27 protein-coding genes and 1 pseudogene are annotated in these 25,138 nt (G+C 70.8%); 11 read left to right on the top strand and 17 right to left on the bottom strand.

From position 1 onward, the window contains the following. Window positions 1-2: 2 nt before the first annotated feature. From ABD793_RS12405 to sigE, 6 genes are all read right to left on the bottom strand, one after another. Entirely contained in the window at window positions 3-497 is a 495-nt protein-coding gene (locus tag ABD793_RS12405) for a hypothetical protein (protein WP_344858914.1), read from the bottom strand. Window positions 498-756: 259 nt separating this feature from the next. Then, window positions 757-1,182, bottom strand: coding sequence for a Sec-independent protein translocase protein TatB (gene tatB / locus ABD793_RS12400; protein WP_344858912.1), 426 nt, complete (start codon window positions 1,180-1,182; stop codon window positions 757-759). Between the two features lie 266 nt (window positions 1,183-1,448). Then, window positions 1,449-2,978, bottom strand: coding sequence for a S1C family serine protease (locus ABD793_RS12395; RefSeq protein WP_344858910.1), 1,530 nt, complete (start codon window positions 2,976-2,978; stop codon window positions 1,449-1,451). Window positions 2,979-3,158: 180 nt separating this feature from the next. Next, window positions 3,159-3,317, bottom strand: coding sequence for a hypothetical protein (locus ABD793_RS12390; RefSeq protein ID WP_344858908.1), 159 nt, complete (start codon window positions 3,315-3,317; stop codon window positions 3,159-3,161). A 180-nt stretch (window positions 3,318-3,497) separates the two neighbouring features. Next, the gene (locus tag ABD793_RS12385; RefSeq protein ID WP_344858906.1) at window positions 3,498-4,181 is read right to left on the bottom strand and encodes an anti-sigma factor family protein; all 684 of its coding nucleotides are present in this window, start codon (window positions 4,179-4,181) and stop codon (window positions 3,498-3,500) included. Beyond that, window positions 4,178-4,792: an RNA polymerase sigma factor SigE gene (sigE, locus tag ABD793_RS12380; protein WP_344858904.1), complete on the bottom strand. Its 615-nt coding sequence runs from the start codon at window positions 4,790-4,792 to the stop codon at window positions 4,178-4,180. Before sigE ends, ABD793_RS12385 begins: the two co-directional genes overlap by 4 nt. A 191-nt stretch (window positions 4,793-4,983) precedes the next feature. Between sigE and ABD793_RS12375 the strand changes: the two genes are divergently transcribed. After that, window positions 4,984-5,637 (top strand): O-methyltransferase, encoded by a 654-nt coding sequence (locus ABD793_RS12375; RefSeq protein WP_344858902.1) that lies wholly within the window; start codon window positions 4,984-4,986, stop codon window positions 5,635-5,637. A 189-nt stretch (window positions 5,638-5,826) separates the two neighbouring features. Here the strand turns inward: ABD793_RS12375 and ABD793_RS12370 are convergent, their stop codons facing one another. Next, a complete protein-coding gene (locus tag ABD793_RS12370; RefSeq protein WP_344858900.1) occupies window positions 5,827-7,029 on the bottom strand; it encodes an MFS transporter in 1,203 nt (400 codons plus the stop codon). Window positions 7,030-7,092: 63 nt separating this feature from the next. Between ABD793_RS12370 and ABD793_RS12365 the strand changes: the two are divergent. Further along, window positions 7,093-7,986 (top strand): annotated as a pseudogene (locus ABD793_RS12365) (LysR family transcriptional regulator); the annotation flags it as partial. 19 nt (window positions 7,987-8,005) lie between these two features. Here the strand turns inward: ABD793_RS12365 and ABD793_RS12360 are convergent. Next, window positions 8,006-9,445: a leucyl aminopeptidase family protein gene (locus ABD793_RS12360; RefSeq protein WP_344858897.1), complete on the bottom strand. Its 1,440-nt coding sequence runs from the start codon at window positions 9,443-9,445 to the stop codon at window positions 8,006-8,008. Window positions 9,446-9,535: 90 nt separating this feature from the next. Further along, on the bottom strand, window positions 9,536-9,703 hold the full coding sequence (locus tag ABD793_RS12355) for a DUF3117 domain-containing protein (RefSeq protein WP_091294302.1): 168 nt from the start codon (window positions 9,701-9,703) through the stop codon (window positions 9,536-9,538). A gap of 200 nt (window positions 9,704-9,903) precedes the next feature. Here ABD793_RS12355 and ABD793_RS12350 point away from each other — a divergent pair, with 200 nt between their 5' ends. After that, window positions 9,904-10,698 carry an enoyl-CoA hydratase-related protein gene (locus tag ABD793_RS12350; RefSeq protein ID WP_344858895.1) on the top strand — a complete coding sequence of 265 codons (795 nt, stop codon included), beginning with the start codon at window positions 9,904-9,906 and terminating at the stop codon, window positions 10,696-10,698. Window positions 10,699-10,732: 34 nt separating this feature from the next. Here the strand turns inward: ABD793_RS12350 and ABD793_RS12345 are convergent, their stop codons facing one another. The 4 genes from ABD793_RS12345 to ABD793_RS12330 form a co-directional block, all read right to left on the bottom strand. Continuing rightward, complete coding sequence (locus ABD793_RS12345; RefSeq protein WP_344858893.1) at window positions 10,733-11,296, bottom strand: DNA-3-methyladenine glycosylase I; 564 nt, start codon at window positions 11,294-11,296, stop codon at window positions 10,733-10,735. Further along, on the bottom strand, window positions 11,296-11,751 hold the full coding sequence (locus ABD793_RS12340; RefSeq protein ID WP_344858891.1) for an SRPBCC family protein: 456 nt from the start codon (window positions 11,749-11,751) through the stop codon (window positions 11,296-11,298). Before ABD793_RS12340 ends, ABD793_RS12345 begins: the two co-directional genes overlap by 1 nt. Beyond that, entirely contained in the window at window positions 11,744-12,067 is a 324-nt protein-coding gene (locus ABD793_RS12335) for a DivIVA domain-containing protein (RefSeq protein ID WP_344858889.1), read from the bottom strand. Before ABD793_RS12335 ends, ABD793_RS12340 begins: the two co-directional genes overlap by 8 nt. A gap of 303 nt (window positions 12,068-12,370) precedes the next feature. After that, complete coding sequence (locus tag ABD793_RS12330) at window positions 12,371-13,279, bottom strand: glucosyl-3-phosphoglycerate synthase (RefSeq protein WP_344858887.1); 909 nt, start codon at window positions 13,277-13,279, stop codon at window positions 12,371-12,373. Between the two features lie 54 nt (window positions 13,280-13,333). Between ABD793_RS12330 and ABD793_RS12325 the strand changes: the two genes are divergently transcribed. Next, window positions 13,334-14,008, top strand: coding sequence for a lysophospholipid acyltransferase family protein (locus tag ABD793_RS12325; protein ID WP_344859232.1), 675 nt, complete (start codon window positions 13,334-13,336; stop codon window positions 14,006-14,008). A 14-nt stretch (window positions 14,009-14,022) separates the two neighbouring features. Continuing rightward, a complete protein-coding gene (locus tag ABD793_RS12320; RefSeq protein WP_344858885.1) occupies window positions 14,023-14,637 on the top strand; it encodes a dihydrofolate reductase family protein in 615 nt (204 codons plus the stop codon). Here the strand turns inward: ABD793_RS12320 and ABD793_RS12315 are convergent, their stop codons facing one another. Both ABD793_RS12315 and ABD793_RS12310 read right to left on the bottom strand, forming a co-directional pair. Beyond that, a complete protein-coding gene (locus ABD793_RS12315) occupies window positions 14,638-15,192 on the bottom strand; it encodes an LOG family protein (RefSeq protein ID WP_344858883.1) in 555 nt (184 codons plus the stop codon). It lies immediately after the preceding gene. Continuing rightward, a complete protein-coding gene (locus tag ABD793_RS12310) occupies window positions 15,174-15,959 on the bottom strand; it encodes an LOG family protein (protein ID WP_344858881.1) in 786 nt (261 codons plus the stop codon). The genes ABD793_RS12315 and ABD793_RS12310 overlap by 19 nt, the downstream gene beginning before the upstream one ends. A 343-nt stretch (window positions 15,960-16,302) precedes the next feature. Here ABD793_RS12310 and ABD793_RS12305 point away from each other — a divergent pair, with 343 nt between their 5' ends. Together ABD793_RS12305 and ABD793_RS12300 are read left to right on the top strand one after the other, a co-directional pair. Next, a complete protein-coding gene (locus ABD793_RS12305; protein ID WP_344858879.1) occupies window positions 16,303-17,901 on the top strand; it encodes a M4 family metallopeptidase in 1,599 nt (532 codons plus the stop codon). A 160-nt stretch (window positions 17,902-18,061) separates the two neighbouring features. Further along, the gene (locus ABD793_RS12300) at window positions 18,062-19,141 is read left to right on the top strand and encodes a chitinase (protein ID WP_425548687.1); all 1,080 of its coding nucleotides are present in this window, start codon (window positions 18,062-18,064) and stop codon (window positions 19,139-19,141) included. 79 nt (window positions 19,142-19,220) lie between these two features. Here the strand turns inward: ABD793_RS12300 and dapE are convergent, their stop codons facing one another. Next, on the bottom strand, window positions 19,221-20,294 hold the full coding sequence (gene dapE, locus ABD793_RS12295) for a succinyl-diaminopimelate desuccinylase (RefSeq protein WP_344858877.1): 1,074 nt from the start codon (window positions 20,292-20,294) through the stop codon (window positions 19,221-19,223). Window positions 20,295-20,337: 43 nt separating this feature from the next. On the opposite strand from dapE, the gene ABD793_RS12290 reads away from it, so the two are divergent. The 3 genes from ABD793_RS12290 (at window position 20,338) to ABD793_RS12280 (ending at window position 22,845) form a co-directional block, all read left to right on the top strand. After that, a complete protein-coding gene (locus ABD793_RS12290; RefSeq protein ID WP_344858874.1) occupies window positions 20,338-20,778 on the top strand; it encodes a hypothetical protein in 441 nt (146 codons plus the stop codon). A gap of 29 nt (window positions 20,779-20,807) precedes the next feature. Beyond that, entirely contained in the window at window positions 20,808-21,788 is a 981-nt protein-coding gene (gene dapD / locus ABD793_RS12285; protein ID WP_344858872.1) for a 2,3,4,5-tetrahydropyridine-2,6-dicarboxylate N-succinyltransferase, read from the top strand. 94 nt (window positions 21,789-21,882) lie between these two features. Beyond that, window positions 21,883-22,845, top strand: a complete 963-nt coding sequence (locus ABD793_RS12280; RefSeq protein ID WP_344858870.1) for a CHAD domain-containing protein — start codon at window positions 21,883-21,885, stop codon at window positions 22,843-22,845. 168 nt (window positions 22,846-23,013) lie between these two features. Here ABD793_RS12280 and ABD793_RS12275 read toward each other — a convergent pair whose 3' ends face one another. After that, entirely contained in the window at window positions 23,014-24,435 is a 1,422-nt protein-coding gene (locus ABD793_RS12275; protein ID WP_344858868.1) for an FAD-dependent monooxygenase, read from the bottom strand. 81 nt (window positions 24,436-24,516) lie between these two features. Between ABD793_RS12275 and ABD793_RS12270 the strand changes: the two genes are divergently transcribed. Further along, window positions 24,517-25,137, top strand: a complete 621-nt coding sequence (locus ABD793_RS12270; protein ID WP_344858866.1) for a TetR/AcrR family transcriptional regulator — start codon at window positions 24,517-24,519, stop codon at window positions 25,135-25,137. Window position 25,138 lies beyond the last annotated feature (1 nt).

The raw sequence follows: 25,138 nt of genomic DNA, 5'->3' as shown, positions 1-25,138 counted from the left end.
CGTCAGGAGGCGTGCAGGGTCGTCAGGAGTGCACCCGACTCGCGCAGCGTGACGCGGGTGTCGCCCGGTTTGGCCACCGTCCAGTCGACGTCCTCCGGCTCGTCCGGGGCCACGTCGGCGGATTCGTCCGGCTGGCCCTGCACGTCGATGTTCTGCGCCGTATCGGAACGCACGGTGATCTTGACGTGCTCACCGACCTGCACGTCCACCACTCCGGCGGGCGGGGTCACCTTGCCACCGCGGTAGTCGACAGTGACCAGCACGTCCACGCCGGGCTCGCCTGCCTCCGCGCCACGCTTGACGTTCGCCTGCTCCCCGGAGGCACTGCCGTTCGCCGGTGCACTCGACGCAGGTGCGGACGAGGGCGCGGCGGGCGCGGGTACCGAGGTGAAGGGAGCGGGCGCCTTGGTGGTCGGCTCGTCGTCGGCATTGCACCCGGCAACCGCGAGAGCGGCCGCCGCGATCGTTCCGGCCAGCGCAGCCGCACGACGGGACATGTCAGGAACCTCCAGGGTCGGTGAGCTTGTGCCCCCGAGGCTACCCAGCCTGGTCAGGCCCGCCGCAGCACCCCGGACGGCAGCGTCCGGTCGCATCCCGACCCGCCGGTGTGTCAGGTCGCACGACCCGCCGACGCCGCCGGTGCCTCGTGCCGGGTCCGGCGGATCGGCGGATCCGATCGTGTCCGAGTCCCGCCGGAGTGCCCGACCGCATCCGGTCCCGCTGGCGCGGCCGGTTGTGTCTCGGTCCGCGGGGGTGTCAGGTCGCGTCCGGGTCGACCGGCGGGCGCTCGCCGGGCTTCAACGGCTCCGGCTGCGCGACGGTGCTGTGCGGCTTGGTCCCGTTGGAACCGTTGGTCCCGTTCGAGCCGTTCGCCGGGGTGGTCCCGTTGATCGAGCTCAGGCCGAGTGGATCCGCGTCACCGTCGAACAGGTGCTGGGTGACGACCCGTTTCGGATCGAAGTTGCGCAGGCCGCGCAGGTCCTCCAGCGGCTTGCGCAGCTGGTCGAACTCCGGACCCATCTCCTCGCGCAGCTGCTCGCGGGCGCCGGTGGCGAACTCGCGAACCTTGCGGACGCTCTTGGCCATCCAGGACGCCGCCTCCGGCAGCCGTTCCGGGCCGAGGATGAAGAGACCGGCGACGATGAGGACGAGAATCTCGCCCCAGCCGATACTGTCGAACACCCGTGAACCTCCGCTCGGTGCTGCCCCGCTCAGACTACTCGGGCCCGCCCGGGTTCCGGCAGGCCCGATGGTCGTCCGGCAGACGAAGTTCCGGTGGCCTCGGCGGTTCCGGTGGCCTCGGCGGTTCCGGTGGCCTCGGCGGTTCCGGTGGCCTCGGCGGTTCCGGTGGCCTCGGCGGTTCCGGTGGCCCCAGTCGCTCCGGTCGGCCCGCCCCAGCCGCTCCGGTTGGCGCAGTCGCTCCGGTGGCCCCAGCCGTTCCGGTTGGCTCAGTCGGATCCGAGGGTCACGTCCACGACGAGCAGGGCACCGTCGCGGGCCAGCTGCACCGGGACCACCTCGCCGGGGTTGTGGTCGCGCACTGCGACGGTCAGTTCGGCGGAGTCGCGCACCATCCGGTCACCGACCTTCGTGATCACGTCGCCCTCCTTGATCCCGGCCCCGGCAGCCGGGCCGCCGGGCGCGACGTTCTGCACCTGCGCGCCCATGCTCGACGAGCCCGCCACGCTGGCCGCGTTGATCCCGATGTCCGCGTGCGTGACCTTGCCGCTGCGGATGAGCTCCTTCGCGATCTTCAGCGCGTAGTCGCTCGGGATGGCGAAGCCGATGCCGATGCTGCCGCCGTCCGCGCTGGAGGACCGGATCGCGGAGTTGATGCCGACGAGCGCGCCGGTCGAATCCACCAGTGCGCCGCCCGAGTTGCCGTGGTTGATCGCCGCGTCGGTCTGGATGGCCGAGTAGGTGACCGGGGGTGCACCGTTTTCACCGCTGGTGGTGACCGGCCGCTCGAGCGCGCTGATGATCCCGGAGGTGATCGAGTTCTGCAGGGCGAGCGGCGAGCCGACGGCGATCACCGAATCCCCGACCTGCAGATCGGACGATTTGCCGATCTGCATCACCGCCGGGTTGGTCACGGTGACCTTCACCACCGCGAGGTCGGTCTTCTGGTCCGCACCGACGACCTTCGCCTCGGTGCGGGTGCCGTCGTTGAAGATCGCGGTGATCTTCACGCCGGAGTCGGCGACCGCGGTGGAGACCACGTGCTCGTTGGTGAGGATGTAGCCCTGCGGGTCGATGACCACACCGGAGCCCTGTTCACCGGAGTCCCCGCCCGGCTTCATCACCTCGAGCGACACCACGGCGGGCGACACGCGCCGTGCGATGTCCGCGAGCGAGCCGGGCGGACGTTCCTTGGCGGCTTCGGCCTCGGAAATGGTGGCGCTGCCGGTGAGTTCGGACCCGGTGTCGGCGATCCACCACGCGGCCAGCCCGCCGATCGCGCCGACGAGCAGCGCGACCACGCCGAGCAACGCGAGCGCCCGCGGCTTCACCCTTCGCCCGAAGAGCACCTCGGGCACGCTCAGCAGCGCCCCGCCGGGACGGTCCGCGGAATCGGCCTCGGCGTCCTCCGCCGGTACCGCTGGACCGGCGAGCACCGCACCGGAGGCCGGGTCGCGCCACGGATCGTGCCGGCCGGTCCACAGCGGTTCCTCGGCAGCGGGCGATTCCCCGGTGGCCTCCAACGGCCGCTGCAACACGACGTCCTCGGCCCCCGGCGGCCGGCGGAACGCCTCGGCCAGCGATTCGGGCGTCGGCGGGGCCAGCTCGAGCCCGCTGGTGCCGTTGCCGTTCGGCGGCGGGGTGTAGAGCTTGTCGAACGCCCCCTCGACCCCACGGGGCCGTCCGAAGACCGCGGTCTGCGCGGGATCGACCGCTGGCCGCTCGAGCGGCCGCGGCGCCAGCCGGTCCGCCCCTGCGGCGCCGGACTGGGCAGGATTCGCGTTCGACTGGTCGGTCATCATTCCCCGGGGGCTGCGATCAGTGGCTGGGCGTCGACGATACCCAAGCGTCGGTACCCGAGTGTGCCCACCGGACGGTGAAGTGGCTGTTGCCTGCCCCACCGGCCCAGCAGCCGGTCCCGGACAGCGGTAGCCGGACCCGACCCCGGGGGCCACGACGGCGGCCCCGAACCGCCCCGGTCAGCGGCTGTGGGCTTCGGCTTCGGCTTCGGCTTCGGCTTCGGCTTCGGCTTCGGCTTCGGCTTCGGCTTCGGCTTCGGCTTCGGCTTCGGCTTCGGCTTCGGCTTCGGCTTCGGCTTCGGCTTCGGCGACTCTCCGTCCTGGAGCCGGGCTCGGCAACGCGCAGCTACCCGCGCCGGCGATCCGGGCTCAGACCCGACCGCGGCAACCCGAGCCGGTGATCCGCGCGCAGGGCCAACACGTGGATACCGGGTTCAGCGGTCGGCCGGCATGCTCGGCGACCTGGAAACGGGCGAGACCAGTCTCGGCCGACGGCGCCACACCCACCGGTCCGCGGGCTCAGCGGGCCGGGATCGGCTGCACTCGGTCGTCCACTGGGCGCACCGTGGGGGTCGAGCTCGACGGGGGTGGCGACGCTGTCGGTGCCTGCCCGGACCGGGGTACGCCCATCTGGGCTGGGAGCAGGTTCGCGTTCGGCTGGGGGGACGGGGCGGGGTCGGTGCTGCCGTCGCCGCTGTCCGCGGCCGTGCCGACCAGGGCCAGCGCGCTCAGCACCAGTCCCGAGACGACTACTCCCGCGCCCTGCGCCGCTCGCTTGCGGCTGAGGGTGAAGCGGCCGCCGCCGAGGACGTTCGCCGACTGCCCCAGCGGCGCGGTCCGGCCCAGTGGCGAGGCGCCGCCGAGCACTCCAGTGTCCCGCAATCCGGCGACCCGGTCCGGCCGCTGGATGGCAACGAGCTGGCCGTCCTGGGTCACCGCGAGGTTGTCCGGTGAGCCGGGCAGATCGGTGTGCTCCGGGATGGAGCGGAGACTGGCGAGGAAGCCGGCTGACATCGTTGGCGCGCCCGCACCCTTCACGGCCGCGCCGGCCTGCCGCTGTGCGCTCACCTCGGCCACACAGCCGGGACAGCACGCGAGGTGCGCTGCGGCCCGCTCGCGCGCGCCGGCCGACAGTTCCCCGTCGACGAAGGCGACCACCACGTCGGGCAGCAGATGAGATTCGCGGAGACCCCAGACGGTCATACCGACACCTTCGCAGATTCGTCCCGTTGCGCGCGACGGCGCTCGAGAGACGCCCGCAGTGCGGAACGGCCACGGTGGATCCGGCTGCGCACGGTGCCGAGCTTGACCCCCAGCGTGGCGCCGATCTCCTCGTACGACAGGCCTTCGACGTCGCACAGCACGACGGCGGCACGGAACTCCGGCGGCAGCTCGTCGAGCGCGGCCTGCAGGTCCGGGTCGAGGTGGGTGTCGCTGTAGTGCTGCTCCGGGCTCGGGTCGTCGCCGACGATCCGGTCGGTGTCCTCGGGCAGCCCCTCCATCCGCACGCGCTGACGGCGGCGGGCCATGTCGAGGAACAGGTTCGTGGTGATCCGGTGCAGCCAGCCCTCGAAAGTGCCCGGCTTGTAGGACGCGAGCGAGCGGAAGACCCGGATGAACGTCTCCTGCGTGAGGTCCTCGGCGTCGTGCGCGTTGCCGGTGAGTCGGTAGGCCAGCCGGTAGACGCGGTCGGCGTGCTCACGCACGACCTCGTCCCACGACGGCGGCGTCCAGGCGGCCTCGCGTTCGTCAACGGTCACCGGCTGAGCCTCCGGCAAGTCGGCGTTCTGCATCGGGGGAGCAGGCACCTCCATCTGCGTAACTCCTCTTCTGCTTTCGCCAACGTCGATCGGGCACGCGGTGTTCCCGCGCGGTCGAGAACCAGTCTGTCCGGTCTTCTTGTGGTTCTAGTGAGACGCGACTGAGAGCAGCCTGAGAAGTTCTTTCGAAGGGCTTACCAGGGAGCCTTCGCGGTTTTGTCGACAACCAGCGCTAACCTTCGCGCGTGAGTTCCGGGACGCATGCGGCGTCGGAGGCTGATCCGGTCGGCGCCGAGTACGTCGACGGGTATCTGCCCGACGACGACGTACTGGCCGCGGCGCGGGAACGTGCGGCCGAGCTCGGCTGTGCCCCGCTGGCGCCCGGCGCGGGTGCCACGCTGCGGTTCCTCGCCGCGACGCTCGGCGCGCGTGCGGTGGTGGAGGTCGGCACCGGTTCCGGTGTGAGCGGCCTGTACCTGCTGCGCGGGATGGCCGCGGACGGCGTGCTGACCTCGATCGACGTCGAACCGGAGCACCAGCGCGCTGCCCGCAGGACGTTCGTCGAGGCCGGGTACCCGCCGGGGCGGATGCGGCTGATCGTCGGCCGTGCGCTCGACGTGCTCCCCCGGCTCACCCCCGGTGGCTACGATCTGGTGTTCGTCGACGCCGCACGGATCGAGTTCCCCAGCTACTACGACCAGGGCGTGGCACTGCTGCGCCGCGGCGGGATCATCGCGTTCCACAACGTGCTGGCCGGCGGCCGGGTGGCCGACCCGGCACGGCGGGATCCGGAAACGCTCGCCCTGCGCGAGGTGGCACGGGCCATCCGCGAGGACGAACGGCTGGTCCCCGCGCTGCTGCCGGTGGGCGGCGGACTGCTGGTCGCGGCCGCGGGCTGACCCCGGCGCGGCCGCGACCAGCCGTCCGCCGCCGTTTCAGCACCGCGGGCCGAGTCGACGCGCCGAAACCGTCGGTCGCCCGGCGCTTCAGAACCACGGGCCCAGTACCCGGTCGCCCCGGCGCTTCAGAACCACGGCCCCAGTACCCGGCCGCCCCGGCGGTTTAGCACCGCAAGCCCGGCCCGGCGCTCAGGAATGGACCGGGACCCGGCGTCCGGCACGTGCGGTCGCGCCTGCCCCGACCGCCACCGCGGCCAGTGCCAGCCAGATCACCACGGCGCCGATCAGCCAGCCCCAGCCCGCCTGGCCGTACACGACGCTGCCGACCGCACCGCCGATGCTGCTGCCGAGGTAGTACATCAGTGTGTAGAGGCCGCCGACCTGGCCGCGTGCGTTCTCCGGAGCATCGGCGGCGGCCCAGCTGTTCGCGATTGCGTGCGCGGCGAAGAACGCGGCAGTCAGCACCACGAAACCGACCACGATCAACGGCAGTGAATCGGGGATCGTCAGCGCCCCGCCGATCGCCATCGCCAGCAGCGCGCCGAAGAGCGCGCGACGCCGGCCGACCCTGGCAGCGAGCCTGCCCGCGGTGGCCGAGGAGACCGACCCGAGTGCGTACGCGAGGAACACGAGGGACGCAATGGCGGGCGTGAGATTCAGCGGAGCGCCGGTCAGCCGGAAGCCCGCAGCGTTGTAGAGCGCGACGAACGAACCCATTCCCAGCAACGCGACCGCGTACTGCGCGAGCAGCACCGGACGGCTGACCGCCGCGAGCAGACCGGCCGCGACGGCGCGCACCCGTTGCCGCTCCTCCCCCGGCTGACGGGTGGACGGCGGCAGCGAGACCACCGTCACCACGGCGCAGACCAGCGAGATCCCGGCGACCACGTACAACGCGCCACGCCAGCCGAGCGGACCTGCAGTGAAGCCGGTGGCCAGCCGTCCGGTCATACCGCCGATGGAGTTGCCCGCGATCATCGCCCCGACCGCGGCGGCGACGCCGGTCTTGCCGAGCCGTTCGACCAGGTACGCGGTGGCCACCCCGGGGAACCCGGCGATCGCGACGCCCTGGATCGCCCGCAGCACGAGCAGCAGCGAGTAGTCCGGCATGAGCGGCAACAGCAGGCCGAGCACGGTGGAAACCACCACCGACGCGAGGATCACCGGCCGTCGTCCGACCACTTCGGACAGTGCCGCGATGGGCAGTACGCCGATCGCGAGCGCGCCGGTCGCCACGCTCACCGCGAGCGAAGCACCGCCGGGGTCGAGATGGTACTGCTGGGCGAGCTGCGGCAGCACTGGCTGCGGAGCGTAGAGCAGGGCGAACGAGGTGAATCCGGCAGCGGCCACGGCGACCTTGACACGGCGGGCCGGGCTGACGGGAGAGCGCACGATGGCGAAAGTAAGCCTCGCTAATCAATGCGTCCAATACGAACGTCGGGGATAATCCATACGATGGTGCATGAGAAGCAGCGGGAGGACCTGACTTCGCAGCTCGCCCCGCATCTGCTGCTGCTCGCGACCCTGCGGGATACCGGGAATGTCACCCGCACAGCCGAGCTGCTGGGTGTGCCGCAGCCCACGATCAGCAGGCGGCTGGCCGCGCTGGGCCGTTCGCTCGGCGCCCCGCTGACCGTGCCGGACGGCAGGGGCGTGCGGCTGACCCGTGCGGCCGAACTGCTCGCCGAGGCCGCCGAACGGGCACTGACCGCGGTCGAGGGCGGCGCCCGGCTGGCCCGCGAAGAGATCGAGCCGTCCAGCGGACGTGTCGTGCTCGGCTTCCTGCATCTGCTCGGCCGGGCGCTGGTGCCGGAGCTGCTGCGCGACTACCGCGAGCGGGTCCCCGGCGCCCGGTTCACCCTCGTCCAGGGTTCCCGCCAGGACATGCTGGACAGGCTCACCGCGGGCGAGCTGGACCTGGCGCTGCTCGCCCCGGTCCCGGAAGGACCGCAGCTGGAGTCGACGGTGCTCGACGAACAGCCGATCCTGCTTTCGGTGCCGGCCGGCCACCGGCTTGCCGGTCGTCGTGGCGTGCAGGTGGCAGAGCTGGCGGACGAACCGTTCGTGCTGCTCGAACCGGGATACGGACTCCGCCGCATCACCGACGATCTGTGCGCGGCCGCCGGTTTCGCGCCGAAGGTCGCCTTCGAGGGCCAGGAGTCGGACACCGTCCGCGGGCTGGTCGCGGCCGGGCTGGGCGTGGCCTTGCTGCCGTTGTTCGAGCCGGGGGCCCCGGCGGGGGTGGCCGAAGTCGCACTCACCCCGCCGGTCAGCCGCACCATCGGATTGGCCTGGCGCGCCGGCGAACCGCTACCGCCCGCCGTGCGCAGCTTCCGCGACCACGTCGTGACGGCCTACCCGCGAAAGATCAACCGGCATACGAAGCAGCCAGCTCCACCAGAGTCCGCGCCGCAAACCCGGACGCACCGGGAACCACGTCGTCGTAGGTCTTGTCCGCCCGAGCCGGACCCGCGATGTCCAGATGCGCCCACGGCAGATCCGCAGTGAACTCACGCAGGAACAGTGCGGCCATGATGCCGCCGGGACCGCCCGGAGCCTGGCGGACGTCCCCGAGCGAACCTTCGACGCCGCTCGCGTAGTCCTCCACCAGCGGCATCCGCCACCACGCCTCGCCTGCCCGTGCGCCGGCCTCGACGACGCGTTCGGCAAGCGCGTCTTCGGTCGCGAAGACACCGCCGGTACGCAGGCCGAGCGCGACCTTCATCGCACCGGTCAGGGTGGCCACGTCGACCACCAGGTCCGGCCGGAAGCGTTCGATGCCGTAGGCCAGCGCATCGGCCATCACCATCCGGCCTTCCGCGTCGGTGTTGCCGACCTCGGTGGTGCGGCCGCCGTAGTGCGCCACGATGTCGCCCGGCCGGTACGAACCGCCGGACACGTGGTTCTCCGCCGCCGGGACCAGGGCGGTCACCCGCACCGGCAAGGCGAGCGCAGCGATCGCGCGGACCGCGGCGAGCACGGCCGCGCCGCCGGCCATGTCGGTGCGCATCAGGTGCATGCCGTCGTTCGGCTTCAAGGACAGGCCGCCGGTGTCGAACGTGATGCCCTTGCCCACGAGCAGCAGATGCTTCGCCGCGCCACGCGGGCGGTACTCGAGCTCGATCAGCCGAGGCGCGGAAGCGGACCCGCCGCCGACCGCCAGCACACCGCCGAACCCCTTCTCCGCCAGCCACTTCTCGTCGCGCACGGTCACCTGCACCGCAGCACCGAGCACCTTCGCGGCGGTGTTCGCCAGCCACGCCGGGTTCTTCACGTTCGACGGGGTGTTCGCAAGATCACGGGTCAGCGCTGCGGCCGCGGCGAGTGTGCGCGCCCGCGACACCGCCTCTGCGTACGCCGCGCTGTCGTCCCCTGCGATCAGCCGCACGGCCGGCACCGATGGCTTGGGCTCACTCGTGGTCACGGCGAAGCGGTACCCGCCGAGCGACAGCCCGGTCGCCAGCTCACCGACCTGCGCGACGGTGACCTCCTCGGGCAGCGACACCTGCACTGTCCGGATCGGACTCTCCGCTGCTGCGTCGCGCAAGGACCGTGCCAACGCCGCACCAGCACGGCGAAAGTCCTTCGGCGCCGCGTCCCCGATGCCCGCGACCCAACGCGGCGCGTCGCGGTCACTGTCGTTCGAGAGCTCGCGTACGTCACCGGTGCGCCCGCTAGTGCCGTATGCCGCTTCTTCCCCCTCGGCGGGAGTGGCAGCCAGCACCGCTCGCGGGATCCCGCGGCGTGCCACGGCGACGACCTCGATCTCGGGCAGTTTCGTGGGGACGGGTGGTAGTGAGTTACGCACAGCGAGCTACCTTCGGGTACCGATGAACCGCGACCCCGGCCTCCAAGGGGAGACCGGGGTGCGAGAGGTGGACGGGGAGTGCAGCCGGATTCAGCCAGTGACCTCCTGCAACGCAACACCGAGGTCCTTCGCTTCCTCAGCGGAGAGTTCGACGACCAACCGGCCGCCACCCTCCAGTGGCACCCGCATCACGAGGCCCCGCCCCTCCTTGGTCACTTCGAGGGGACCATCTCCGGTCCGGGGCTTCATGGCCGCCATAGCGTGCTCCCTCCGTCTCAACCGGCGCGCCCGGGTCGCGCACTCCCATGCCAGCCGGGTCCAGGACCCCATTGTCCCTCATCAGCGGGCGGGCGCGAACGCGGACCGATCATTTGCGCCTGCCATCGGTGCTGGTATGCCGCCCGGCGAGGGTGGAAGACTCGGCGGCAGACCGAGTTACCGCCCGCAGAGGAGCACCAGTGACCACATCCGACGCACTGCTGACCGAAGACGCCGACGGCGTGCGCACGCTGACCCTGAACCGGCCGGAGGCGTACAACTCGCTGACGGTCGAACTCAAGGAGCAGCTGCTCGCCGCACTGCGCGCGGCCGCCGAAGACGCGGACGTGCGTGCGGTCGTGCTCACCGGCACAGGCAAGGCGTTCTGCGCGGGGCAGGACTTGAAGGAGCACGTGGGCCTGCTGCAGGCGAAGGACCCGGCCCCGCTGCACACGGTCAGCGAGCACTACAACCCGATGATCCGGGAGATCACCGGGATGGCGAAGCCGGTGATCGCGGCCGTCAACGGCACCGCGGCCGGGGCGGGTGCGGCGCTGGCCTACGCGTGCGACCTGCGGGTGGCCGCCGAGTCGTCGTCGTTCCTGATGGCGTTCGCGAACGTCGGTCTCGGGCCGGATTCGGGTGCCTCGTGGACGTTGCAGCGGCTGATCGGCTACGGCCGCGCGGCCGAGCTGATGCTGCTGGGACGCAAGGTGGACGCCGCGGAGGCGCTGCGCATCGGGATCGTCGGCGACGTCGTTCCGGACGAGGAGCTGACCGCCTACGTCCAGACGCTGGCCGCGAAGCTGGCCGCGGGCCCGACTGTGGCGTACTCGAAGATCAAGCATGTGCTGAACGTCGCCGCGCAGTCCTCTCTGGACGGAGCGCTCGACGCGGAGGACGCCGCGCAGACCGCGCTTGGCGGAACCGCCGACCACGCCGAAGCGGTGGAAGCCTTCGTCGGCAAGCGCAAGCCGAACTTCCAGGGCAAGTGAGCCGCCCTCGTGAGCGCCTGGACACCCCGGGCGCTCACGGGGCCCGGAAGCAGCCCCGCACGTGGTCGTCGACCATGCCGGTCGCCTGCATGAGCGCGTAGCAGGTGGTCGGGCCGAGGAAGGCGAAGCCGCGCTTCTTCAGGTCCTTCGCCATCGCCTTCGACTCGTCGGTCACCGCGGGCACGTCGGAGATCGTGCGCGGGCGCCGGTGCTTCTTCGGCGCGAACGACCACAGCAGTTCGTCCAGCGGACGGTCCAGCTCGGCGATGGCGCGGGCGTTGGTGATCGCCGCCTCGATCTTCGCCCGGTTGCGCACGATCGACGCGTCCTGCATCAGCCGCGCCACGTCGGTCTCGCCGAAGCGGGCCACCTTCGCCGGGGCGAATCCGCGGAACGCCTTCCGGAAGTTCTCGCGTTTGCGCAGGATGGTGATCCAGGACAGACCGGACTGGAACGACTCGAGACACAACCGCTCGTACAGCTCCGGCTCGCCGTGCAGCGGGACGCCCCACTCCTCGTCGTGGTAGGCCGCGTAGTCCGGCGCGGAGTTGCCCCACGGGCAGCGCGCCACTCCGTCTTCGCCGAGCAGGCCGGTCATCAGTGGTCCCCCATCGAATAGTTCTCCGCGAACCGGGCGAACTGCCGCAGCGACTGTCGCACGCCGAGCGCGAAAGCCGGACGCACCACCGGCCAGCCGGCCCGGCCGAGCACCCCGAACGGCAACGCCAGGTGCTCCGCCCATACGAACGTGCAGCGAGCCGCGTCCTTCGCCACGATCTGGAACGTACCGGTACCGCGCACGAGCCGGCCGAGGTGGCGCACAGTGCACCGCACCGGCGGCTCCCACACGGTGATCTCCATCGTGTCGGTGAAGCCGACACCGGCGATCCCGGTGAACGCCGCGAGCTTGGAACCCACGCTGCGCCCGTTGCCGTCGGCCACCCGCACCGACGTGCCGAGCATCCACTCGCCCTGCCGGGCCCAGTCGGTGAGCGCAAGCCAGGTGGTGCCCGCCGGCGCCGCGACGTCGACCGACAGGACCAGGTCACTCACCCGCAGGCCCCCGGTGCGCGCCTTCGGACCGCGCCGCCTCCAGCCGGGCCACCTGTGCGCGCAGTTCGTCCACTTCGCTGCCGAGCCTGCGCAGTACCCAGTCCACTTCGGACATCTTGTACCCACGCAGCACCAGCTGGAAGCGCACCTTGCGCAGGTCGTCCCCAGTGATGTCCTCGGCGGGCAGCCGGGTGGGCGAGCTGCCGGGCGGCAGCGGAGCGAGTTCCTCCCCCCGCCCGAACACCACCGCGGCCAACAGGAACACGACGGCAGCCACCAGCAGCACGACTACGAGGTAGATCAGCGCGGTCGTCACCGCACGATCGTGACACACCGCAGCGGCGGGCGTCGTGCAGTGCAGGCAACGGTGAGTCGACCGGCCCGTCCGCAACCGGACGTCACGGTCGGCAATCGGAGGGGAGTACCGGGAGCGCAGCACGGGCCGAGTACCCAACACCGCCGTCGACGGCTCCGGCAAGCCCAGCGCCCCGCGAACCGCGCAGGATTCTTCGACGACCGGGCCGCCATGACCGCAGCAGCCAAAGAATTCCCTGCTGGTCGAACGCCGCCGGCCGGCGGGCTCGCCGTGAGCGACGCTCCAGAACGGTTCGGGTATGGCTCAGGTGCGGGGCCGGGCGGCGAGCACGTCCCGCATCGGCGGGCGGTCGAGTACCGGTACTTCGGTCACATCCGGCAGCCACTCGCCGGAAACCTGCACGAACTGCGTGAACCGGGCCGCTTCCGCGGACGGCACCCCGGACCGGGCCAGCGCGGTACCGAGGATCTGCCTGGCCATCACCCCCAGCTGCAGCAGCGACCGGTTGCGGTGCTTGCGCACGCCGAGGTTGACCTGCGCGAGCCCGTCCAGCCCGTACCGGGCCTCGGCGTCGAGCAGCAGGCCGATCTCCACGCCGTACCCGCCGGCGAACGGCACGGTTTCGAGGAACTCCCTGGTGCCTGCGTATTCGCCACCGAGTGGCTGCACCAGCCCGTCCAGCGACGGGCGCAACGCGGACAGCACCGGGCGGGCCAGCAGTTCGGTCACCCGGCCGCCGCCGGTGCTCTCCAGCCGCAGCGGGCGGCGATAGAAGCCTTTGACCAGGTGCACGCCGGATTCGGTGAGCAGCGGCCCGAGCAGCGACGGCACGAACGCCGGATCCGGGTCGACGAGGTCGGAGTCGAGGAACACCAGCAGGTCCCCGGTGGTCGCGGCAAGCGAACGCCACAGCACCTCGCCCTTGCCCGGCCGTGGCGCCAGCTCCGGCAGCACATCCTCGCGCTGCACCACCCGTGCTCCCGCGGCGGCCGCGGCGGCAGCCGTCCGGTCGGTGGAGCCGGAGTCGACGACCACCAGTTCGTCGACCACCCCGCCGAGCAGCGGGCGCACCGACCCGACGACCGCGGCGACGGTCTGCTCCTCGTTCAACGCCGGCAGCACCACCGACACCGTGCGGCCGCGCTTGGCCGCCAGGATGTCCGCGGTGCACCACCCCGGCTCCTGCCAGGTGCGACGTTCGAACCAGCTCATGGCACCGATCGTGCCATGCTGGAGGCGGTGCCCGGTCCATCGGAGGGAGAATCCTTGCTGTCCCTGCTCGTCCGCTTCGTGCTCGGCCCGCTCGTCCGTGCGCTCTACCGGCCGCGGGTCGTCGGGGTGGAGAACGTGCCGGAACACGGGCCGGTCCTGCTCGCGGCCAACCACCGGGCGGCGCTGGACACCGGTGTGATCACCTTCAGCACCCCGCGAAAGGTGCGTTTCCTCGGCAAGGCGGAGTACTTCACCGGCAAGGGCATCAAGGGCCGGTTCATCGCGAAGTCACTCGACGCGCTCGGCTACGTCCCGGTCGAACGCGGCAACGCACAGGCGGGGCTCGCCGCACTGGAGGCGGGCCGCAAGGTGCTGCAGGGCGGTGGTGTGTTCGCGATCTACCCGGAGGGCACCCGTTCCCTCGACGGCAGGCTGCACCGCGGCCACACCGGCGTGGCCGCACTCGCCCTGTCCACCGGCGCCAAGGTGGTCCCGGTCGCCCTGTCCGGCACCGAGGGCCTGCAGCCGAACGGCGCCCGGATCCCCCGGCCCGCCAAGATCCAGGTCCGCTTCGGCACCCCGCTGGACTTCTCCCGTTACGAGGGCCAGGATTCCGCACCGGTGATCCGCCGCTCGGTCACCGACGAAATCATGTACGCGATCCTCGAACTGTCCGGCCAGGAATACGTGGACACTTACCACAAGCGGCCGGACGAGAAGTCCGCCTGACCCGAGGAGCAACCGTGGGCCCGGTCATCCTGCACAGCGTGGTGTCGGTGGACGGCTTCATCGCCGATGCGAACGACGACGTCGGACCGCTCCACGAGTGGTATTTCGCCGGGGACACCCCGATCACCCCGCCCCGCGAGGATCCGCACTACGACCATTCCGGCACCGGAAACGACTTCCGGGTGTCCGGTGCGTCGGCAGGGTACGTCCGGCAGATGTGGGAATCGATCGGCGCGATCGTCCTGGGCCGGAGGTTGTTCGACCTGGTCAACGGCTGGGAGGGACAGCCGCCGGCCGGGGACCATGTGGTCGTGGTGTCGCACCGGCCCCGACCCGCGGGCTGGCACCCGGAGGCGTCGTACCACTTCGTCGACGGCGTGGCCGCTGCGCTCGACCGGGCCCGGGAGCTCGCCGGGGAACGCACCGTCGCGGTGAACGCCGGCGAAGTGGGCGGCCAGGTCTTCGCGGCCGGGCTCGTCGACGAAGTGGCGATGGACGTGGTGCCCGTGGTCTTCGGCTCGGGCAAGCGCTACTTCGGCAGTGTCGAGGGGCAGCACCTGCTGGCCGGCCCGCACGTGGTCGTGCCGGGCGAAGGCGTGCTGCACCTGAGGTTCAAGGTGCAGCGCTGATCACTGCGCGGCCAGTGCGTCCACCAGTTTCGCCGCGTCGGACTCCACGGTCAGCAGGCCTCGGGTGTCCTCGCGCAGAAAGCCTTCGCGAACCATGTGGTCGGCGAACGCGACCAGCTGCGCGTAGTACCCGCCGACGTCGAGCAGCCCGATCGGTTTCGTGTGCAGGCCGAGCTGCGCCCACGTCCACACCTCGAACAGCTCCTCCAGCGTGCCCGCGCCGCCCGGCAGCGCGAGGAACGCATCGGACAGCGCGGCCATCTTCGCCTTGCGCTGGTGCATGTCGGGGACCACGTGCAACTCGGTGAGGCCGCCGTGCGCGATCTCCACTGTCGAGAGCACTTCCGGGATCACGCCGAGCACTTCGCCGCCCGCGGCGAGCGCCGCGTCGGCCACCACGCCCATGGTGCCCACACTCGCGCCGCCGTACACCAGGCCGATGCCGCGCTGTGCCAGCAGTTTGCCCACTCCCGCCGCGGCTTCGGCGTATTCCGGGGAGAACCCGGTGGACGAGCCGCAGAACACGCAGATCCGCATCAGTGCGAGTCCTCCCATGCCTGGTAGGAGTCTTCCACCACACGCACCGCGTCGTCGATGTCGTCGGTGAGGTGCAGCAGTTCGAGGTCCTTCTCGCCGATCTTGCCGCCCTCCAGCAGCGATTTGGCGATCCAGTCGTAGAGCCCGCCCCAGTACTCGGTACCGAAGAGCACCACCGGGAACTTCGTGACCTTCTTCGTCTGCACCAGGGTGAGCGCCTCGAACAGCTCGTCCAGCGTGCCGAACCCGCCGGGAAGGCAGATGAAGGCCTGCGAATACTTGACGAACATGGTCTTGCGGGCGAAGAAGTAGCGGAAGTTCACGCCGAGGTCGACCCACGGGTTCAGGCCCTGTTCGAACGGCAGCTCGATGCCGAGCCCGACGGAGAAGCCGCCCGCCTCGGCCGCACCGCGGTTGACCGCCTCCATCGCGCCCGGACCGCCGCCGGTCATCACCGCGAACCCGGCCGCGGCGAGCGCACCGCCCAGGTTGCGGCCCAGTTCGTACTCCGGATTGTCCCGCTTCGTGCGCGCGGACCCGAACACGGTGACCGCGCGGGGCACCTCCGCCAGCGCGCCGAACCCCTCCACGAACTCGGCCTGGATGCGCAGCACGCGCCACGGGTCGGTGTGCACCCAGTCGCTCGGCCCACGCGAGTCGAGCAGCCGCTGGTCGGTGGTGCTGCCCTGCTCACGCCGGTCGCGCCGGAGCACCACCGGGCCCTTGTGCCGCTCCACCGGACGCTCCGGGTACTGACCGTCGGGAAACTCAGACTGTTCGCTCACCAGCCAATCCTACGGGCAGGGGTGAGCACCGGGCGGCGCGCGTCGGCACCACAGCGTGACCAGTCGGTGACTCGGAAGTGAAGCTCGGTCCGGACCACCGGTTCCCCTACGAACGGCCGGTTCCGGTCGATTCCCTACGAAAGTCGGCCGATCCGGGCATCGCGGAGAAATTCGCTGATACGCATGGGTTTTCCGGGTTCCGGCCAGCTGCGCGGGCGGTCGCGTTGAGCCGTTCGGAGCATTGACCGGCAAGGTGACCCTCCCTTTACTCACAGTGTCCGCGGACTTGATCACCCCGCGCAGCACACTCCCGTCCCCATTTCGTGCACCCGAAAGGACTTCGATGACGTCCAAATCCGGGCTCACCACCGGTCTTGCTGCTGCCGGTCTGGCCTTGTCCCTGCTCGCCCTGCCGGTGAGCCCTGCGATCGCGGCACCCGCCCCGCCCCCGGCCGATCCGCTGGCCGTCGCCACCGCGGCCGCCGACCACGTGGCCGCCACCGGCCTGGCCGCGCTGAAGAAGGGCGCGGACGAGGCGTTCCGGCGGATCGGCACCACCGCAGGCGACGGCGGGCTCTACTACAACGCCTACCAGCGCAGCTACCACGGCCTGCGCGTGGTCGGCGGGGATGCGGTGGTCGCCAGCGACGGCACCGGTCAGGTCCGGAGCACCACGGCCGCCGACACCGCGGCAATCACCGTTGGCACCAAGCCGACCGTCGACGAGGACCGAGCGGCAGCCGTCGCCCGCAGCCAACTGCCCACTGTGGACAGTGTGGCCAAGCCGGCACTGGTCGTGCTCGCCGGCGCCGAGCCGAAGCTGGCCTACGAGGTGGTGGTCGCCGGTCGCACCGCGAGCACACCGAGCAATCTGCACGTGTTCGTGGACGCTGCCGACGGCACCGTGCTGACCCAGCGCGACGACGTGAAGGCGGACGCCCCGACCGGTTCCGCGGCGCAACCCTCGTCGGCGAAAACCGTTGCCGGCACCGGGAACAGCTACTACGTCGGCGACGTCGACATCGACACCACCAGCGACGGCGGCACGTACTCGATGACCGACCCCGGCCGCGACGGCATCAGTTGCGGCGAGGAAAACGGCGAGGTCTTCAGCGGCCCCGACGACAAATGGGGCGACGGTTCCGGCACCAGCCTGGAGACCGCCTGCGTCGACGCGCTCTACAGCGTGCAAAGCGAGTGGAAGATGCTGAAGGACTGGCTCGGCCGCGACGGCATCGACGGCAACGGCAAGGGCTTCCCGGCATCGGTCGGTCTCGACGACGCCAACGCCTACTGGGACGGCCACTCCACGCACTTCGGCCATTCGTCGGACAACCAGCGCCAGGCGAGCTCGATGGACGTGGTGGCCCATGAATTCGGCCACGGAGTCTTCCAGAACACCCCGGGCGGCGCCGGAACCGGCAACGAGAACGGCGGGCTCAACGAGTCGACCGGGGACATCTTCGGCGCGCTGACCGAGGCGTACGCGAACAACCCGAAGGACACCCCGGACTACGAAGTCGGCGAGGGCGTGAACCTGGTCGGCGACGGCCCGATCCGGTACATGTACGACCCGTCGAAGGTCGGCGACCCGAACTGCTACTCCGCCGACATCCCGAGCACCGAGGTGCACGCCGCGGCCGGACCGCAGAACCACTGGTTCTACTTGCTGGCCGAGGGCTCCGCACCGGAAGGCAAGCCGGCCAGCCCGACCTGTGACGAGAGCAAGGTGACCGGCATCGGCATCGAGAAGGCGGGCAAGATCTTCTACAACGCCCTGCTGAACAAGACGTCCTCCTGGGACCACAGCGCAGCCCGCAAGGCCACGCTGGAGGCGGCGACCGCGCTCTACCCGGACAGCTGCACCGAGTACGACACCGTGAAGGCGGCGTGGAACGCGATCAGCGTGCCCGAGGTCAGCGGCGAACCCGGCTGCGGCTGATCAGCACAGCACTCCACGGCCACCCGGGGCCGTCGCGGCACGGTCCGCGACGGCCCCTTCAATTTGTCTAGACCACCCGAACGTAGGTAGGCAATGCCACCGCCGCGGCCTACCGTCCAGCGCAACACCGGGGAACGCCGTTCGCAGACGGGGAGCCGCCATGTTCGGTCGGAAAGCTCGGAAGTCTCGGAAATCGCCGGGCCCGTGGTGGTCCGCCTCGCTGGTGGCCGCCCTGCTCGCCCTGCCACTCACCGGGATCGCGCCTGCCGGCGCCGCCCCGCAGGCGGACACCTGCGCGGTGCAGTCCCGGCCGTCCGGTCCGGTCCTGCAGGGCTACTGGGAGAACTGGGACGGCGAGGCGAACGGTGTGCACCCCGGTCTGGGCTGGGTGCCGATCGACGACGCCCGGATCGCCCAGCACGGCTACACCGTACTCAACGCGGCCTTCCCGGTGATCGGCTCGGACGGCACGGTGCTGTGGCAGGACGGGATGGACAGCGGGGTCAAGGTCGCCACCCCGGAGCAGATGTGCGCCGCCAAGGCCGCCGGATCCACCATCCTGATGTCGATCGGCGGTGCGACTGCGGGCATCGACCTCTCCTCCAGCGCGGTCGCGGACAAGTTCGTGAGCACCATCGTGGCGATCCTCAAGAAGTACAACTTCGACGGGATCGACATCGACATCGAAACCGGCCTGTCCGGCAGCGGTGACATCAACACACTCTCCACGTCGCAGGCGAACCTGGTGCGCATCATCGACGGCGTGCTCGCACAGATGCCGTCGAACTTCGGCCTCACCATGGCGCCGGAGACCGCCTACGTCACCGGCGGCACGGTCGACTACGGCTCGATCTGGGGCTCGTACCTGCCGATCATCAAGAAGTACGTGGACAACGGCCGGCTGTGGTGGCTGAACATGCAGTACTACAACGGTTCCATGTACGGCTGCTCCGGGGACAGCTACGAGGCGGGCACCGTGGAGGGCTTCACCGTGCAGACGAAGTGCCTCGACCAGGGCGTGACCGTGCAGGGCACCACGGTGAAAGTCCCGCTGGACAAACAGGTCCCCGGCCTCCCGGCACAGGACGGGGCGGGCGGCGGGTACCTGTCGCCGGACCTCGTGGCACAGGCCTGCCAAAGCGTGCCGGGGGTCAAAGGCCTGATGACCTGGTCGCTCAACTGGGACGGCTCGAAGGGCTGGAGCTTCGGCGACAACGTGAAATCCCTGCAGGGCCGCTGAGCACCGGCACACTCCCCGCGTACCACCAGCGTCTGGCCGGTGCCGACGAAGGGCTGGGGTGCACCGTGCTCGACAGCTCCTAGCGCAGCAGCTTGCGCAGCACGCCCTCGACCTGGCGGATCTCCGTGGTCCGGACGTGTTCCTCGCGGGTGTGTGCGAGGGTCGGATCGCCAGGGCCGAAGTTGACCGCGGGCATGCCGAGTGCGGCGAAGCGGGCGACGTCCGTCCAGCCCAGTTTCGCCGCGGCCCTGCCGCCTGCTGCGGCCACCAGTTCCGCCGCGGCCGGCGCGGACAGCCCTGGCCGCGCGGCCGGTGAAAGGTCCACAAGGGACACGTCGAAACCGTCGAACACCTCGCGCACGTGCGCTTCCGCCTGCTCCGAAGTGCGATCCGGGGCGAACCGGTGGTTCACCGTCAGCACCGCGGCGTCCGGCACCACGTTCCCGGCCACCCCGCCGGAAATCGCGGTGGCCTGAAGGCCTTCGCGGTAAGTCAGGCCATCGATGTCGACCACCCGCGGGGCGTATTCGGCCAGCCGGCGCAGCGGCGCGGCGAGCGCGTGGATGGCGTTCTGGCCCATCCAGGCGCGCGCGGTGTGCGCACGGGCCCCGCTCGTGCGCACCTCGACCCGGAGCGTGCCCTGGCAGCCGGCTTCGATCACGCCGTTGGACGGCTCTCCGACAATGGCGAGGTCACCGGCGAGCCATTCGGGCAGCTCCCGCTCGATCCGGCCGAGGCCATTGCGCTCGGCATCGACTTCCTCGTTGTCGTAGAAGACGAACGTGATGTCGTGCTTGGGTTCCGGCAGTGTGGCGGCCAGGTGCAGGAAAACCGCGTCACCGCCTTTCATGTCCACCGAACCCAGGCCGTGCAGGACCTCCTCGTCGCCGGAGCCGGTGCGCCGCGAGGGCAGGTTCCGGTTCTCCGGCACCGTGTCGAGGTGCCCGGCCAGCACGATCCGCGAGCCACGGCCGAGGTTCGTGCGGGCGAGCACCGCGTCACCGTTGCGCACCACTTCCAGGTGCGGCGCCTGTTCGGTCAGCGCGGCCTGCACCGCGTCCGCCAGCTCGGCCTCCTGTCCGGAAACGCTGAACACGTCCACGAGGGCGGCGGTGAGATCGGCCGGGTCGGCACGCAGGTCGAGCGAGGTCATACCGGCACCGTACCGAGGCAGGCCGAGGGCTACCGTGAGGGACGTGCGCACGCGAAGCTCCCTGGTCACCCTTGGCGTCCTCGCCCTCGTCCTGACCGGCTGCAGCCACGAGGCGGGTCCGACGCCGGGCCCCAATCCCGGCACTCCCGGTCCGGACGCCCTGCCGATCAAGCTCGATGCGCTCTCCGCCGACGCGTGCTATCGCAGCCCGCAGACGCAGCTGCCGAGCGGCTGTGAGAAGTACGTCACGGAGGCCGGCGGCACGGTGGGCTCGGTACACCAGCGGGCACAGGCGGGTAAGACCGTCGACCGTCCGCTCGATGCCGAGGCCACCGCGCTCGACCAGGCAGTGAACGCGTTCCGCGGTGCGGGCTGCACCACCGTGCCCTCCCCCGGTGGCGCGTGCACGAAGGCGCTCACCGACATCGCGACCGCGATCACCGCGGTGAAAAAGCAGGTGGACCGGCAGGCCACCACGGGCTGAGCGGAGCGGGCTCGGCTACCGTGACCGGCGTGAGCGAGCAAACGCCTGATCCCGAGAAGACCGGCGCCGTCGGCGTCGGCCTGGCCACCGTCGCGTCCGACGGGACGGTGCTGGACACCTGGTACCCGCAGCCGAAGCTGGTCGAAGCCGGTACTTCCGGCACCGAACGGCTCACCGCGGAGCAGACCGCGGACCTGCTCGGTGAAGCCGCCGCCACCCTGCTGGGCCCGGACACCGATCGAGGTGTGGAGGTCGTGGCGGTGCGCGTCACGATCGGCAGCCTTGTCACCGCGCCCGCCGATGCGCACGACGTGTACCTGCGCCTGCACCTGCTCTCGCACCGGCTGGTCCGACCGCACGGGCAGAGCCTCGACGGCATTTTCGGCCTGCTGGCCAACGTCGTGTGGACCAACCACGGACCGTGCCCGGTCGAAGGCTTCGAGCAGACCCGGCTTCGGCTGCGTACGCGTGGTGCGGTGACCGTGTACGGGGTGGACAAGTTCCCGCGCATGGTCGACTACGTGACGCCCGCCGGCGTACGCATCGCCGACGCGGACCGCGCCCGTCTCGGTGCGCACCTGGCGCCGGGCACCACGGTCATGCACGAAGGCTTCGTGAACTACAACGCCGGCACGCTCGGTGCGTCGATGGTCGAAGGCCGCATCTCGGCAGGCGTGGTCGTCGGCGACGGCAGCGACATCGGTGGCGGCGCGTCGATCATGGGCACCCTCTCCGGCGGCGGCACCGAGGTGATCTCCGTCGGCGAGCGCTGCCTGATCGGCGCGAACGGCGGAATCGGCCTCTCGCTCGGTGACGACTCGGTGGTGGAGGCCGGCCTGTACGTCACGTCCGGCACCAAGGTCGAGGTCGACGGCAAGACGGTGAAGGCCCGCGAACTCTCCGGCATCTCGGGCGCGGTGTTCCGCCGCAACTCCGCCACCGGCGCAGTCGAGGTCGTACCGCGAACCGGCGTCGGCATCGAGCTGAACGCCGCCCTGCACGCCAACTGAGCCTCGGCCGCCGCGCGAAACGGGTGCCTCCCACCTGGGGAAGCACCCGTTTCCCGTCTCTGCAGGCACCGCTTGTTCACCTACCATTCAGGTGATGACCCCCGCATCGGCACCGTCGCCCCTCCCCGCTCCGGAACCGGCCACCCCGGCCGCGCTCGGGCTCGCCGCCGAACCGTTGAAGGCCGGGCCGCGTGCCCCGGCGGCCACCCACGTTCGCGTCAAGCTCGATCACGAACTGCGGAAACTCCTCGCCCGTGCGGCGGGTACCCGCAGCGGCACCGATCCGGAGGATCTGCACCAGATGCGGGTCGCGCTGCGCCGGATGCGCAGTGTGCTCAAGACTTCCGGCCGGCTGCTCGGACCGGCGGGCAAGCAGGTCCGTGCCGAACTGGGCCGGTTCGGGCAGTCACTCGGCGAGGTGCGGGACTACGACGTGCTGATCGGCCATCTCCGCGAGGTCATTGCCACGTTCGAAATCCACGACCAGCCGGTAGGCTACCGGCTGCTGTCGGTCTTCGCCGACGAACGCGATGCCGCCCGCGGACGGCTCATCCAGACCATGGACGACGCCCGCTACGCGACGCTGCTGCAGAGCATCGCCCAGCTCACCCGGATCCCCGAACACGAGATCGACGAGGCTCCGGCCGCGAAGCCGAGCCTGGCCGTGGACCTCCGGAAGCCGTACCGGAAGCTGGCCGAAGCAGTCCGCGCGCTGCCGTCCGTCCCGCCGGACGACGATCTGCACGCACTGCGCATCCACGGCAAGAAACTGCGCTACACCGCGGAATTGGCCCGTACGACGGCGAAGAAGAAGCAAGCCGCGAAGCTCGCCGAACTGATCAAGGCCACCCGCAAGTTCCAGACAGTGCTCGGCGATCACCAAGACGCCGTGGTAGCCGCCGAGAAGGTGCGCGCCGCCATCGCCGGCACGGACGCCGAGGTGGGCTTCGTCGCGGGCCGCATCGCCGAGCACCAACGAACCAAGCGCGCCGAGGCACGCGCGGCCTGGCCCGAGTTGTGGTCACGGATCCGGAAAGCCGCCCGCGCCGCCTCCTGATGGCAGGTCGCGGACCGGGAAACAGCCCGCACGGTTTCCGGACGACTGGTCACGGATCGGGAAAGCGGCCCGGTCCGCTCCCCGGCGGCACCACGCGGTTCCGGCGACGAGGCCGGAATGCCCTTGCCGGACAAGCCGGGCGGCGGCAACCGGCCGGCCAACCGCGGTTCAGCCGATCGACCACACGTAGCCGTCCGGCCGGATCACCACCCGACGGCCGGGCTCGGCCTGGTACGCGGCAAACGCATGTCCGCCGGCGTCGACCAGGTCCGCACCGGACGCGGTCGATCCGGCGGGCAGCACTCGATGAGCCGGGTGCTCCGCGCCGAGCGGTCCGCCGCCGAAGCGCAGTTCGGTCGCGTGCGGACCGCGGAACAGTTCGAACAACCGCACCTGCTTGCCGTTCGCGTCCACCAGCGGGGCGTCCGGCGCCCGGTCGCCCGCACGCAGGGCACCGGCCCCCGACGGGGACAGCGGGCCACCGCGGTAGCTGATGTCGAGCTGCTGGGTCTCCGGCCCGCGGCGATGGGCTTCTTCATCGCCCTCGGCGTATTTGTCCAGCAGCGCAGTGGAAATCCCGAGCACCCGGGCGGCCACCGTGCGGCGTTCCGGCTCGTAGCTGTCCAGCAGCTCGGGTGAACCGTCGGCGAGCTTCCAGCCGAGGTTGTACGCGTCCTGCACGCCGGTGTTGAGCCCCTGTCCGCCGGTCGGCGGGTGCGCATGCGCTGCGTCGCCGGCGAGGAACACCCGACCACGGCGGAACGACGCGGCGAGCCGGATGTTCGGCCGCCAGACCGTGGACCACACGAGGTCGTGCAGCCGGATCCCGCCACCGGAAACGCGGTCGAGGTGCGCTTGAAGCACGGCCAGCGACGTCTCGGTGTCGAGGTCGCCGTCGCCGAGCGGGGCGCCGAACTGGAAGTGCGGGGTGCCCGCGAGCGGCGTGAACATCACCCCGGACATCGGCTCGTCCTTGGCCGCGAACCAGTAACCCGAGGTCCGGTCGAGGCCCTCGGCCTGCACGTCACCCAGCAGCATCCGGATCGATTCGTCGGTGGTGCCCTCGAACGGGATACCCAGGCTCTTGCGCACGACGCTCTTCCCGCCGTCGGCACCCACCAGGTACGCCGCCCGCACGGTCTCCCCCGTCGACAGCTCCGCGGTGACGCCGTCCTCGTCCTGGCTGAACCCGGTCAACGCCGTACTCAGCTCCACCCGGACCCCCAGTTCGGCGAGCCGATCACGCAGGATGCCCTCGGTCTGCGACTGGCCGAGGAACCATCCGTTCGGATAAGGCACGGCAGGCGTCGGCTCGACGCGCTCGGCCATCCACCGCACCGTGGTGAACTCGCCGTCGAGGTACACCCGCATCGGGAACGGCGGCGCACCCGCCGCGAGCACCGCGTCCAGCACCCCCAGATCCTCGAAAACCTCCAGCGTGCGCGGCTGCAGGCCGTCGCCACGCGAGCCGGCGAAGTACGTGTCCGCCTTCTCGACCAGGCGGACCGGGATGTCGCGCCGGGCCAGTTCGATCGCCAGCGTGAGTCCGGTCGGCCCGGCACCCGCGATCAGCACCGTGGTGGTGTTCATCGTCCCTCCAGTGAACTATAATTCAGTGAATCTGGATTCAGAATGCTCGCTGCTAGCGTTTCTTGTCAAGGGAGGTGCCGGATGACGGCGACGAGCCGCAGGGAGAAAGCCGCCGAGACGGAGACGGCGCTGAAGGAGGCGGCCAAGCGCGTGTTCGCCCGCAAGGGCTACCTGAACACGAAGATCACCGACATCACCGCGGAAGCAGGCCGGGCCGCGGGATCGTTCTACAACCACTTCGCGAGCAAGGAGGAACTCCTCAGCGCGCTGCTGTCCGACATGGCCACGGCGGGCGACGAGGACGCCGCCGCCGAGGACCACCTGTCCGATTTCAGCGATCCGGCGGCGGTGCGCTGGCACGTGCAGCAGTACTGGGCGTACTACCGCGCGAACGCGGCCACCATGCTCGCACTGCGCCAGGCGTCGATGGTGAACGACGAGTTCGCCGCCACCTACGCGAGCTTCGGCGTGGCGCAGGCCGCCGACCTCAACGGCCATCTCGACCACGTCACGGCCGCCGGGCTCCGGCTACCGGCGAGCACCCCGCTGACCATCGCGATGATGTACCAGCTGATCGACAGCTTCGCGCAGATGTGGCTGCTCAGCCCGCAGCCGACGGGCTTGACCCCGCCGACCGACGAAGAGGCGGTGGAAGCACTGACGCGGTTCGTCTACCGCGGCTTCACCGGCCGGGACTACTGAG

This window comes from Amycolatopsis ultiminotia, assembly GCF_039536925.1.
In the GTDB taxonomy this organism is placed as follows: domain Bacteria; phylum Actinomycetota; class Actinomycetes; order Mycobacteriales; family Pseudonocardiaceae; genus Amycolatopsis; species Amycolatopsis ultiminotia.
The sequence above is the reverse complement of the archived record's forward strand: the minus strand, read 5'-3'. Positions and strand labels throughout refer to the sequence as shown.

Bases quoted from the DNA above. Each gene is read 5' to 3' on its own strand.
- ABD793_RS12405 (WP_344858914.1), bottom strand. From the start codon at position 497: ATGTCCCGTCGTGCGGCTGCGCTGGCCGGAACGATCGCGGCGGCCGCT.
- ABD793_RS12305 (WP_344858879.1), top strand. From the start codon at position 16,303: ATGACGTCCAAATCCGGGCTCACCACCGGTCTTGCTGCTGCCGGTCTG.
- ABD793_RS12300 (WP_425548687.1), top strand. From the start codon at position 18,062: ATGTTCGGTCGGAAAGCTCGGAAGTCTCGGAAATCGCCGGGCCCGTGG.
- ABD793_RS12270 (WP_344858866.1), top strand. From the start codon at position 24,517: ATGACGGCGACGAGCCGCAGGGAGAAAGCCGCCGAGACGGAGACGGCG.
- ABD793_RS12355 (WP_091294302.1), bottom strand. From the start codon at position 9,703: ATGGCGGCCATGAAGCCCCGGACCGGAGATGGTCCCCTCGAAGTGACC.
- dapE (WP_344858877.1), bottom strand. From the start codon at position 20,294: ATGACCTCGCTCGACCTGCGTGCCGACCCGGCCGATCTCACCGCCGCC.
- sigE (WP_344858904.1), bottom strand. From the start codon at position 4,792: ATGGAGGTGCCTGCTCCCCCGATGCAGAACGCCGACTTGCCGGAGGCT.
- ABD793_RS12275 (WP_344858868.1), bottom strand. From the start codon at position 24,435: ATGAACACCACCACGGTGCTGATCGCGGGTGCCGGGCCGACCGGACTC.
- ABD793_RS12315 (WP_344858883.1), bottom strand. From the start codon at position 15,192: ATGGGAGGACTCGCACTGATGCGGATCTGCGTGTTCTGCGGCTCGTCC.
- ABD793_RS12280 (WP_344858870.1), top strand. From the start codon at position 21,883: ATGACCCCCGCATCGGCACCGTCGCCCCTCCCCGCTCCGGAACCGGCC.
- ABD793_RS12345 (WP_344858893.1), bottom strand. From the start codon at position 11,296: ATGACCGGCCTGCTCGGCGAAGACGGAGTGGCGCGCTGCCCGTGGGGC.
- ABD793_RS12395 (WP_344858910.1), bottom strand. From the start codon at position 2,978: ATGACCGACCAGTCGAACGCGAATCCTGCCCAGTCCGGCGCCGCAGGG.
- ABD793_RS12385 (WP_344858906.1), bottom strand. From the start codon at position 4,181: ATGACCGTCTGGGGTCTCCGCGAATCTCATCTGCTGCCCGACGTGGTG.
- ABD793_RS12330 (WP_344858887.1), bottom strand. From the start codon at position 13,279: ATGAGCTGGTTCGAACGTCGCACCTGGCAGGAGCCGGGGTGGTGCACC.